This is a genomic window from Wenyingzhuangia sp. 2_MG-2023 (assembly GCF_030548295.1).
In the GTDB taxonomy this organism is placed as follows: Bacteria; Bacteroidota; Bacteroidia; order Flavobacteriales; family Flavobacteriaceae; genus Wenyingzhuangia.
This window is the reverse complement of sequence record NZ_JAUOSB010000025.1, coordinates 19,582-30,549: the sequence shown is the minus strand read 5'-3', so window position 1 is coordinate 30,549 and position 10,968 is coordinate 19,582. Positions and strand designations below refer to the sequence as shown.

The following is a 10,968-nucleotide window of genomic DNA, read 5'->3' as shown; positions in this document are numbered from 1 at the left end:
AATTCCAATATAAGTCAGTTTAAAAACTCCTAAATTAATGCTATCCTAATTCACACACAACTTTTGGGCTTGATCCACAAATTGTTGTGTTTACCCAAATGGTTTTATCAGAAGTACAAACAACAAAAAGCCTGTAAATATTAAATATCTACAGGCTTTGTCGGGGTGGCAGGATTCGAACCTGCGACCTCCTCGTCCCAAACGAGGCGCGATGACCGGGCTACGCTACACCCCGAAAAAAGGTCATCATTTTTAAAATGCGGAGAGACAGGGACTCGAACCCTGGCGACAGTTACCCGTCGACAGTTTAGCAAACTGCTCCATTACCACTCTGGCACCTCTCCAAAAAGTATTTCACTACTTTGTTTAGCGAGTGCAAATATATAAGTTTAGTTAAATACGCACAACCTTTTTTTAGTTTTTTTTTACTCTGGATACTCAATTCGTAAATGATAAATATTTTTCAGCTTTTTCTTAATTACTTTTTTCACACTTTCAATCTCTTTTAACGTGATGTTTGCATTCAAAAATTGCCCTTCAGACTTTTGTTTCTCAATAATCCTCTCAATCAACTCATCAATAGCTGTTGCGCTTGGTTCTGAAAGACTTTTAGAGGCTGCCTCTGCAGCATCACACATCATTAAAATACTTGTTTCTTTAGAAAAAGGAATCGGCCCAGGATATCTAAAATCATCCAAATTAACTTTTACATCTGGGTTGGCATCTTGTTCTTTTTTATAGAAATAATAAACCAAACTAGTTCCGTGATGTGTTCTGATAAAATCAATAATTCTATCTGGCAACCTGTGTTTTTTTGCCAATTCTATTCCCTCTATAACATGACCTATAATAATTTTAGCACTATCTTTTGGCGACAATTCGTTATGTGGATTCACGCTTGTAGATTGATTTTCAGTAAAATAAAAAGGATCTAACATTTTACCAATATCATGATACAAAGCTCCCGTTCTTACCAACATTACGTTTGCATTGATTTCATTAGCCGCTGCTTCGGCCAAATTAGCAACCTGCATAGAGTGCTGAAACGTTCCTGGGGCTTTTTCATTAAGATCTCTTAACAACAAACTATTAGTACTAGAAAGCTCTAACAAAGTGATGTCTGATACCAAACCGAATAATTTTTCGTACAACCAAATTAAAAACACTGACAAAAAAGACAAAACTCCATTCAGCGCAAACAGACCAAAATAACTACTTCTAATTTGACTTACACCACCTTCATGAATGATGTAAAATGCCAAATACGTTAACATATAAACCAACGTAATCTTAATTACCGAAATAAACAAATTTCCTCTTTTATGAAGGTCCGAAACAGTTAAAATAGTCACAAATCCGGCAATGGTTTGTAAGTAGATATATTCAAAACTATTTGGCACCACAAAACCTAACATCAACACCATCAACAGATAAGAAAACAGCGCAACACGTGCATCGAAAAAAGCTTTCATTACAATTGGCAAAATACAAATAGGAACAACGTATAGATATTCCGACATATGTTTGATGATAAAAGTTTCCAAAAACACCATTAACAGTACATTCAGAAAAATAAATGTAACGTGCGTGTTGTTTTCAAAAATTTCTTTTCTGTCTAAGTACAAGAACAGCATCAACATTCCCATTGCCAAGGAAACTAAAATAATATATCCTGTTAGAATCCAAACGTAATTTTTCTTAGTCCAAATCTGAGAAGTATATTCAGCTTTTAAAGAATTTAGCACTTCTAGTTTTTTTCCTTCTACAATATCTCCTCTTACAATAATTAATTCCTTGGTAGATACCTTTCCTTTGGTATAGGAGATTGTATTTAGCAATTCTTGCAAATCTTTGTCTGTATATTTTTGATCAAAAAATACATTCGGCACTAACACCTCTGTTAAAACATTCGTGATGATACTTTTGTAAGTATGATCTATTTGATTTCTTAAAGACGAATTGATCAAAGGTAAAATTTCATTTGGAGTGATAAACTTTCCGTATTGAATTTCACTAACCTCTTGTTGCTTTCTTAACAAAACAACTTTATTATCGGACAAAATATCTTTTACACTTGTATCCACAAAACCTCTTTTGTAGATGTATTCAATTAAATCTTTAGCCGTTTTCTTGTAAATCGCACTTTCTACAACCTCTTGAAAACCTTTTTCGTTGATGATTTTATCATAAACCTCAGAAAATTTTTGCTGCACTGTTAACTTTACCTCTTCTTTGTACTCAAAATACACATTGGACTCCCCTATTATTTCTTGTTTTTCTATCGAAATTTCGTCATCAGTTTTCTGAATAGAAAAATCAAAAGGAGCTAGTAAAGTCTCATACTGCCAAGGTTTTCCTTTTTGAAATTCATATTTAAACTTCCCTCCTTTTGGAAAAAAATAGACAATAGAAAACACCACCATCACAAATAAAAATATTTTGTAAATAATGGATTGGTTTTGATAGATGCGGTTAATGATATTTTTCATTAAGTGATTTTGATATTACTCAAAAATAAACAATTAATTTTTGTAAATTAAGGTCTACCAATCCTATTCTAAGATGACTCAAAAAATTGTTATAGTTGCTGCTCAGAGAACCCCTATTGGTTCTTTTTCTGGAAGTTTATCCACTCTTGCTGCCCCCAAGCTTGCTGCCAATGCCATAAAAGGTGTTTTGTTCAAAACAAAATTGTCACCAAATCTTATTCAAGAAGTCTATTTAGGAAACGTGCTTCAAGCTGGAATTGGACAAGCTCCTGCCAAACAGGCAGCCAAATTTGCAGGATTGCCAGATGAGATTCCTTGTACAACCGTTAATAAAGTTTGTGCATCAGGAATGAAAGCCATCAGTATGGGAGCACAAGCTATTAAAGCAGGAGACCGAGAAATTGTTCTCTGTGGCGGAATGGAAAACATGTCATTAGTACCTCACTACACTTATTTAAGAACGGGGGTAAAATTCGGAAATCAAACAATGCAAGATGGTTTGTTAAAAGATGGACTCATCAATGTGTATGATCAACAACACATGGGGGTTTGTGGGGATTTGTGCGCTACAACACATCAAATTTCTAGAGAAGAACAAGATGCTTTTGCTATTCTATCTTATGAAAAATCTATCAAAGCAAATTATGAAGGAAAATTTAAAGACGAAATTTATCCTATAAATTATCAAGACAGAAAAGGAAATCAAATTACAATTAATGAAGATGAAGAATTTTTAAATTATAAACCCGAAAAATTTTCTCAGTTACGTTCTGCATTTACAAAAGATGGAACCGTAACTGCTGCCAATGCATCTACATTAAACGATGGAGCTGCAGCACTTATTCTGATGACAGCATCTAAAGCCAAAGAACTTGATCTAAAACCTTTGGCTGAAATAATAGCTTATGAAGATGTGGCTACTCAACCTGAACTTTTTACCACAGCTCCAGCAAAAGCGATTCCAGCGGTTTTAAAAAAGGCAAAAATGACCTTAGAAGAAATAGATTGCCTTGAACTAAATGAAGCTTTTTCTGTAGTAGGAATTGCCAATGCAAAATTGCTAAACATACCTTTAGAAAAAATCAACTTAAATGGAGGAGCTGTATCACTTGGACATCCTCTAGGTTGCTCAGGTGCAAGAATTGTTGTTTCTTTGATACATGTTTTAAAACAACAGCAAGCAACTTATGGACTTGCTGCAATTTGCAACGGTGGTGGTGGTGCTACCGCAATGATTATTAAGAATATTACTTAGTCTACAAACAGTACATGGATTACGGTATTTGCAACCTTAGCGTTGTTCCTCTGAGATTAGAACCTACTGACACTTCTGAAATGGTGTCTCAAGTTTTGTTGGGTGAACATTTTAAAGTATTAGAAATCCACAACAAATGGAGTAGAATTCAATTGGCTTTTGACAACTATGAAGGCTGGATAGACAACAAACAGTTTTTGTTAATTCCAGAAGAAGATTACACATTACTAGAAAACAAACCTACACACATTGCCAACGACTTGATAAATTTTGCTGAAAATCAAAAGCAACTGCTTACACATGTCTTGATAGGTTCTCATTTGCCTTTGTATCAGCAAAACAACTTTACTATTGGAAGTGAAAATTTTTATATAGAAGGAGAAGTTACTCATGAGAAAAAAAGCAAAGAAAACATTGTACTCACCGCTCTGCAATTTATCAATTCTCCTTATTTGTGGGGAGGAAAAACTCCTTTAGGTATTGATTGTTCTGGATTGACACAATTGGTATACAAACTGAACGGATATGCTTTAAAAAGAGATGCTAAAGATCAAGCAGGACAGGGAGAGGTATTGAGTTTTATTGAAGAAAGCGAACCAGGTGATTTGGCTTTTTTTGACAACGAGGAAGGAAACATTATTCACGTAGGAATTATGATGGCTGACAACTACATTATTCATGCCCACGGAAAAGTAAGAATTGACCGTTTAGACCATTTGGGAATTTACAACGTAGATACTAAAAGACACACCCATAAACTTAGAGTGATTAAGAAAATTATATAAACATTTCTTTACAATTAGGAGCAACTACCAAATCTCCTTCCGTAACACTCTTAATATACTCCACACCAACTTCTGGAGCAGTTTCTTGCAATACAAACTGACCATTTTCAATCGTTAAAACAGCTAAGTTGGTTACAATGGTTTTTACACATTTAATTCCCGTCAAGGGCAAACTACACTGTTTTAACAATTTAGATTCACCAGCTCTGTTAGTATGCATCATGGCAACAATAATATTTTCTGCACTTGCTACCAAATCCATGGCACCTCCCATACCTTTTACCATTTTACCAGGAATTTTCCAGTTGGCAATATCTCCATTTTGAGAAACTTCCATAGCTCCCAAAACAGTCAAATCAATATGCTTTCCTCTAATCATTCCAAAACTTAGAGACGAATCAAAAAAAGAAGCACCAGGTAACGTAGTAATAGTCTGTTTCCCTGCATTGATCAAATCTGCATCTACTTGTTCTACTGTGGGAAAAGATCCCATTCCCAAAACCCCATTTTCACTCTGGAATTCTACATTGATATTTTTTGGAACGGAATTAGCCACTAAGGTTGGAATTCCAATCCCTAAATTCACATAAAAACCATCTTGCAGTTCTTTAGATATACGTTGTGCTATTTGTTCTTTGCTTAACATTCTTACTCAGATAAAGTTAATTTCTCAATTCGTTTCTCATACTTTTCCCCTTGAAAAATACGTTGTACAAAAATTCCTGGGACATGTATTTCATTAGGATTTAATTGCCCAACAGCAACTAACTCTTCTACTTCTACCACGTTGATTTTGGCAGCTCCGCACATGGCTTGATTAAAATTACGAGCTGTTCCTTTAAAAATTAAATTCCCAGCCTCATCTCCTTTCCAAGCTTTGATAAATGAAAAATCCGCCTCAACAGCATATTCCAACAGATATTGTTTTCCATTAAACTCTCTTATTTCCTTTCCTTCAGCAACCTCTGTTCCCACACCTGCTGGTGTAAAAAAAGCTGGCAAGCCTACTTTTGCAGATCTACATCTTTCAGCTAATGTACCTTGGGGAATCAATTCCACTTCTATTTCTCCACTCAACATTTGCCTTTCAAATTCATGATTTTCTCCTACATAAGAAGAAACCATTTTTTTAATTTGATGTTTTTGCAACAATAAACCCAAACCAAAATCATCCACACCTGCATTGTTCGATACACAAGTCAATCCTTTTGTATTTAAACGAACCAATTCAGCAATGGCATTTTCCGGAATACCACACAAACCAAAACCACCCACCAACAACGTCATGTTATTGTCAATACCATGCAAAGCTTCTTTTACTGAATGTACTTTTTTGGAAATCATCTGCTTTAAAATTGAGTTTACTTAAATATAAGAAAAAAATTAGTCGTTTTCTAGTTTCTTAAACCGCTATCTGTTCACAAAACACCATTTATAAATAAAAAATCCTGTTGCTTTTTAAAACAACAGGATTTTCTAATCTCTATTTTATTGGCTCATTCTTGAACTTGTATCAGCTTTTCTGATTTGGCAACCAAAATAGCTTGTTCTATATTTTTAACTCTCAGTTTTCTCATGATATTCAGACGATGTGACTCAACCGTTCTAATACTCAAACCAAACATATCAGATAAATCTTTGTTATTTAAACCCACCGCTATCTGTTCTAAAATTTGTGTTTCTCTTTTAGACAATCTAAACGATTTTTCAACTTTTACAGCAGAAACCGAACCTCCTTCTTTTGATTGATTTCTAAAGCTATTGATAATAATATTACTTGTGTCTCCAGAAAAATACAATTTCCCTTCCGATACTTTTCTAATAGCTTTTAAAAAATCTTTATTGGATTCGTCTTTTAAAATATAACCATGAGCCCCCATATTTACAGCTTTTAAAATATAATCATCTCTATCGTACAAAGACAAAAACAATATTTTAACCTCGTTATTTTTACGAAACAATTCTTCTGAAGCATCCAAACCACTGTACTGTGGCATAGAAATATCCATCAAAATAATGTCTGGCTGAAACTGATCGTATTTTACAATGGCTTCATAACCGTTACTTGCTTGAGCCACTACTTCCATATCAACTTCATTATCTATCAACTGAACCACACCATGACGAAATATTTCATGATCATCTACCAACATTATTTTTTTCACTTTCATAAACACTTATTTATCTTCATCCAAAGTAGACGCTTTATCTATAGGGATTTCTACTTTAATCTCCGTTCCTTTTTCTAATTCCGAGCAAATAGACAATTTTGCATTCAACAACTCTACTCTATCTTTTATATTGCGAAGTCCATGTGTATTAGTTTTGGTTTCAAATATATTAGTACTATTATACTCAAAACCAACCCCATCATCTTTCACCTGTAAAGTTATAAATTCAGCATCAGATTCTACAAACACATGTACGGTATCTGCATTAGAATGTTTTACCGCATTGTTCAACGTTTCCTGTAGAATTCTATAAATTGCAATATCTCTTTCTGGATTTTTTTCTAAAATATCATAATGATCTTCATAAACAATATGATATCCTGTGTTTTTACTAATATTTTTTATCAAGTCTGACAATGCTGCTTTCAAACCAAAATCTTCCAAAACATTAGGTTGCAACTCAAAACAAATTCTACGAGTTTCATTTACAATGGCATGAATCAATTGATACAATAATGAAATTTCTTTTACATTTTTCGGATTTTTTTCTTCTAAAAACTCCACTTGAATACGCAACGATGTCAACATTTGTCCAATTCCATCATGAATTTCTGCTGCTACTCTTCTGCGTTCTTTTTCTTGACCAATGATGGTTGCTGTATTCCTTACTTTCTGAATAACTATCTGTCTTCTTAACCTTTCTTCGCTCAACAAACGTAATTCCTGTTCTGTCTTTTTTCTTAAAGTGATGTCAAATCCTATCACCAAAAATTGATGCACTTCTCCTTTTTTATTGATAACAGGCATTACAGTTACATCTAACCAGAAGCCTGTACCATCAGAAGCATGATCAAAAATTTCTCCTTGCCAAACTTCTTTTCTTAAATCTTGAGATTTTATATGTTTGTAAATAATACTTTCATCCCCCCCCATGTTATTATAAAAAACAGGTTTTCCAATCAGGCTGTTCATACTGTATTTGGTTACATGACAGTATTTATCATTGGCATAAATAATATTTCCTTCCGCATTGATCTTTACCAAATAAGAAGCTTTTTCTAAAGCAAAATTCACTTCTCTCAACTCATTATGAGATTGTTCTAAAATTTGATTGCTATCTCTTAAAGCATTTGCCAATTTTTTGGTTTTCTTTTCCGATTCAATCAATCCATTAAAACTAATTTTTATTTTTTTAGCCAATGGGATAAAAATAAAAACAGCTTCTAACATTAACATAATCAACACAATGGTTAACAGCGCATATTCTATATTTTTTAAATCTCTAATGTTGATTCTAGAAATTCTATCATAATCAAAAACAATCATTTCCATTCCCAACAAATAAGAATTTTCATTTTCCAGAATGATATTGATATATGGTTTTATTACCGACACATCCTCTATATTTCCTTCGTCCATCAATTCATGAACTTTGTAGGCTGCATTCAAAATACTTCTGTACGGACGGTCTATAATTCTGTACAACTCAAACATATCCAGATTCTTATTCTTAGGCAGACTTAAAAACTCATTACCAGACAACAAGCTTTCGTGCGTATTTTGCCATTGCATCAATGTGGTTTCAAAATCTTTACTATTGGTTCTTAACTCTTCTCCTTTTTCCAATTTTAGACTTAACTTAGCTAGAGTTTGAGAATTGGTTCGTAATCTAGCTGCATAATTGATCAAATGAGAATCGTGAATTTGATGATCTAAATGTTTCTGTATCAACACTTGGCTGATAATGGTGATAACTGCAATTACTGACAAAGCTGCCAAATACAAAACATGGTATTGTCTTAGAGTGCTGTTTGGAGTTTGTGGAATTCCATCAAAAGAAGTAGATTTCATTATTTATTACAATAGTTAAGCTACAAATATACTTAAGTAACACAAAAGATATCACCTACATATTTTAGATTAAAGACTGACAAAACGCAGATTTCAAAACCTTAGAATCCTTATATTTGAACAAAATTACGTACGTATAATGAATAGATGCACAGAAATTGTTCTTAAAAACATCCACGGGACTACCAAGGCTACTACTATTCGGAATCAGAAACCTATTAAGATACTGACTCCCAAATCTCACGAAACCAATTGCCATTTAACCACTACAAATTACGGTGGAGGTTTTGTACAAGGAGATCATGTAAAAATAAATATTGAAGCAAATGCAAATACTACCTGTGTATTAACATCGCAAGCAAACAATAGAGTTTACAAATCGGAAGATGGAAGAACTTGTGCCATTCATCAAGAAATAAACATAAAAGATAATGCCCTTTTTTTTATACTAAACGACCCTTTAGTTTTACAAAAAGACAGCAATTTAAAACAATATTTAACATGTAATTTAGCTAATGAAAGTAGTTTTGTGTTGTTAGATTGGGTAAGCGTAGGGAGAGTAAAAAGCAACGAAAATTTAGAGTTTGATTATTTTTATTCTGAAGCAGAAGTTACCTATAACGGTAAAAAAATACTGTTAGATAAATTTTCTTTAAACCCTAAAACCAGCAATTGTAACTCTCCAGGAATACTAGCTAACCATACTACCTTTGTAAACTTATATATGATAGGAAATACAAAAAGAGCGTTAACTGTATTAAACCATTGCAAACATATTGTAGAAAAATGGCTAAGTACCGAGAGTAAACCTCAGCCAACTTTTGTAGTATCTGCAGATACTATAAACCCCAATTTACACATTCTTAGAGCCTCGGCTACAGAAACCTTAATTCTCTGGAAATTTGTGAAAGAAATTGGAACCATTTTTTTAGACAAAGAACAACTAAACTTTAACCCCTACGAAAGAAAATATTAAAACATGATTACTCCCGAACTACAAATACTACTAAGCACAGCTATTTCTATTGGTGTTATACACACCCTTACAGGACCCGATCATTACGTTCCTTTTGTTGTGATGGCAAAATCTAAAGGATGGACTTTAAAAAAAACATCTTCTGTGACACTTATGTGTGGATTAGGACACGTTTCTAGCTCTATTATTATTGGAATTATTGGAATTATTTTTGGAGTTGGATTGTCTAAAATTGAATTTTTAGAAAGTCAGCGAGGAGATATTGCTGGTTGGTTGTTTATTATTATTGGAGCCCTTTATCTAATTTTTGGAATTACAAAAAGGATCACACATCAGAAACCACACACACACAAATTGCCTAAATTTTTGACCCGAAAAAACAGCGATAGAAAAATATCTCCCTGGTCTTTATTTTTAATTTTTGTTTTTGGTCCTTGCGAGGTATTAGTTCCTATGTTAATGTATCCTGCTGCTCATGAAAACAGCACCGCTATTTTATTGGTTTCTGTTACCTTTAGCATTGCCACCTTACTAACTATGTTAGCAGTGGTACTGCCTTTGTCTTTTTTAACGGTAAAAATTCCTTTTAAAAACATACACAAATACAGCAATGTATTGGTTGGAATTACCTTATTAACTTGTGGAATCTCTATCATCTTTTTAGGACTGTAACAAACAAAAAGGGAGAACCCTTACAGTTCTCCCCTTTATCATGAAAATTCTTTATGCTAATCTTCTAAAGCATGTTTTCTTGCATGTAAAACGTGATCTATAATCACATCTACGTTATATCCTTCGTAAGCTTTTGCAAACACAAAAGGTCCATCTCCACGCATTTTTTTAGAATCTCTATCCATTACATTTAAATCTGCATGTACCAATTTTGCAATATCAATTTTATTAATCACTAATAAATCTGCTTGTGTAATTCCTGGTCCTCCTTTTCTAGGAATTTTATCACCTCCAGAAACATCAATTACATAAATAGAAAAATCAACTAATTCTTTACTAAAGTGAGCCGCTAAATTATCTCCTCCACTTTCTACAAACAAAATTTCTGTATCAGGAAACTTAGTCATCAACTCCTCTAAAGCATTTAAGTTTCCAGAAACATCCTCTCTAATAGCAGCATGTGGACAACCTCCTGTTTCTACTCCCACAATTTTATCAGCCTCTAAAGCTTTGTTTCTTGTTAAAAACTCAGCATCCTCTTTGGTAAAAATATCATTGGTAACGGCTGCTATCTTCATTTTATCAGACAACATCTGACAAATTTTAAGCAACAACGCAGTTTTTCCTGTTCCTACAGGTCCACCAATCCCCACGGTAAAGGCTCTTTTTTTAAAATCTCTATTTTCTACCTGTAATTCTCTGTTAGAGAAAAAACCAGGATTCTCCCAAGTTTCTTTGTGATGTAAAATCTCTTCGTAAATTTTCATAA

10 protein-coding genes and 2 tRNA genes are annotated in these 10,968 nt (G+C 33.4%); 4 read left to right on the top strand and 8 right to left on the bottom strand.

The features are described 5' to 3' along the window. Positions 1-160 precede the first annotated feature (160 nt). From Q4548_RS15525 to Q4548_RS15515, 3 genes are all read right to left on the bottom strand, one after another. Positions 161-235, bottom strand: a tRNA-Pro gene (locus Q4548_RS15525). 25 nt (positions 236-260) lie between these two features. Then, a tRNA-Ser gene (locus tag Q4548_RS15520) sits at positions 261-344 on the bottom strand. Positions 345-425: 81 nt separating this feature from the next. Next, on the bottom strand, positions 426-2,489 hold the full coding sequence (locus Q4548_RS15515) for an HD family phosphohydrolase (RefSeq protein WP_303456601.1): 2,064 nt from the start codon (positions 2,487-2,489) through the stop codon (positions 426-428). Positions 2,490-2,562: 73 nt separating this feature from the next. Between Q4548_RS15515 and Q4548_RS15510 the strand changes: the two genes are divergently transcribed. Both Q4548_RS15510 and Q4548_RS15505 read left to right on the top strand, forming a co-directional pair. After that, positions 2,563-3,744: an acetyl-CoA C-acyltransferase gene (locus tag Q4548_RS15510; protein ID WP_303456598.1), complete on the top strand. Its 1,182-nt coding sequence runs from the start codon at positions 2,563-2,565 to the stop codon at positions 3,742-3,744. A 14-nt stretch (positions 3,745-3,758) separates the two neighbouring features. Beyond that, positions 3,759-4,529, top strand: coding sequence for a C40 family peptidase (locus Q4548_RS15505; RefSeq protein ID WP_303456596.1), 771 nt, complete (start codon positions 3,759-3,761; stop codon positions 4,527-4,529). On the opposite strand, the gene Q4548_RS15500 is transcribed toward Q4548_RS15505, so the two are convergent. The 4 genes from Q4548_RS15500 to Q4548_RS15485 form a co-directional block, all read right to left on the bottom strand. Then, a complete protein-coding gene (locus Q4548_RS15500; protein WP_303456593.1) occupies positions 4,522-5,175 on the bottom strand; it encodes a 3-oxoacid CoA-transferase subunit B in 654 nt (217 codons plus the stop codon). The genes Q4548_RS15505 and Q4548_RS15500 overlap by 8 nt on opposite strands. Before the next feature lie 2 nt (positions 5,176-5,177). Then, complete coding sequence (locus Q4548_RS15495) at positions 5,178-5,873, bottom strand: CoA transferase subunit A (protein WP_303456590.1); 696 nt, start codon at positions 5,871-5,873, stop codon at positions 5,178-5,180. A gap of 152 nt (positions 5,874-6,025) precedes the next feature. Then, complete coding sequence (locus Q4548_RS15490) at positions 6,026-6,700, bottom strand: response regulator transcription factor (RefSeq protein WP_303456588.1); 675 nt, start codon at positions 6,698-6,700, stop codon at positions 6,026-6,028. A gap of 6 nt (positions 6,701-6,706) precedes the next feature. Beyond that, positions 6,707-8,551 (bottom strand): histidine kinase, encoded by a 1,845-nt coding sequence (locus tag Q4548_RS15485; RefSeq protein ID WP_303456586.1) that lies wholly within the window; start codon positions 8,549-8,551, stop codon positions 6,707-6,709. A 139-nt stretch (positions 8,552-8,690) separates the two neighbouring features. Between Q4548_RS15485 and Q4548_RS15480 the strand changes: the two genes are divergently transcribed. Together Q4548_RS15480 and Q4548_RS15475 are read left to right on the top strand one after the other, a co-directional pair. Continuing rightward, the gene (locus Q4548_RS15480) at positions 8,691-9,527 is read left to right on the top strand and encodes an urease accessory protein UreD (RefSeq protein ID WP_303456583.1); all 837 of its coding nucleotides are present in this window, start codon (positions 8,691-8,693) and stop codon (positions 9,525-9,527) included. A gap of 3 nt (positions 9,528-9,530) precedes the next feature. Next, positions 9,531-10,199, top strand: coding sequence for a sulfite exporter TauE/SafE family protein (locus Q4548_RS15475; protein ID WP_303456581.1), 669 nt, complete (start codon positions 9,531-9,533; stop codon positions 10,197-10,199). Positions 10,200-10,255: 56 nt separating this feature from the next. Here the strand turns inward: Q4548_RS15475 and ureG are convergent, their stop codons facing one another. After that, positions 10,256-10,966: an urease accessory protein UreG gene (gene ureG / locus Q4548_RS15470; protein WP_303456579.1), complete on the bottom strand. Its 711-nt coding sequence runs from the start codon at positions 10,964-10,966 to the stop codon at positions 10,256-10,258. Positions 10,967-10,968 lie beyond the last annotated feature (2 nt).

Coding starts and splice junctions, on each gene's coding strand:
- Q4548_RS15515 (WP_303456601.1), bottom strand. CDS start 2,489: ATGAAAAATATCATTAACCGCATCTATCAAAACCAATCCATTATTTAC.
- Q4548_RS15510 (WP_303456598.1), top strand. CDS start 2,563: ATGACTCAAAAAATTGTTATAGTTGCTGCTCAGAGAACCCCTATTGGT.
- Q4548_RS15505 (WP_303456596.1), top strand. CDS start 3,759: ATGGATTACGGTATTTGCAACCTTAGCGTTGTTCCTCTGAGATTAGAA.
- Q4548_RS15500 (WP_303456593.1), bottom strand. CDS start 5,175: ATGTTAAGCAAAGAACAAATAGCACAACGTATATCTAAAGAACTGCAA.
- Q4548_RS15495 (WP_303456590.1), bottom strand. CDS start 5,873: ATGATTTCCAAAAAAGTACATTCAGTAAAAGAAGCTTTGCATGGTATT.
- Q4548_RS15490 (WP_303456588.1), bottom strand. CDS start 6,700: ATGAAAGTGAAAAAAATAATGTTGGTAGATGATCATGAAATATTTCGT.
- Q4548_RS15485 (WP_303456586.1), bottom strand. CDS start 8,551: ATGAAATCTACTTCTTTTGATGGAATTCCACAAACTCCAAACAGCACT.
- Q4548_RS15480 (WP_303456583.1), top strand. CDS start 8,691: ATGAATAGATGCACAGAAATTGTTCTTAAAAACATCCACGGGACTACC.
- Q4548_RS15475 (WP_303456581.1), top strand. CDS start 9,531: ATGATTACTCCCGAACTACAAATACTACTAAGCACAGCTATTTCTATT.
- ureG (WP_303456579.1), bottom strand. CDS start 10,966: ATGAAAATTTACGAAGAGATTTTACATCACAAAGAAACTTGGGAGAAT.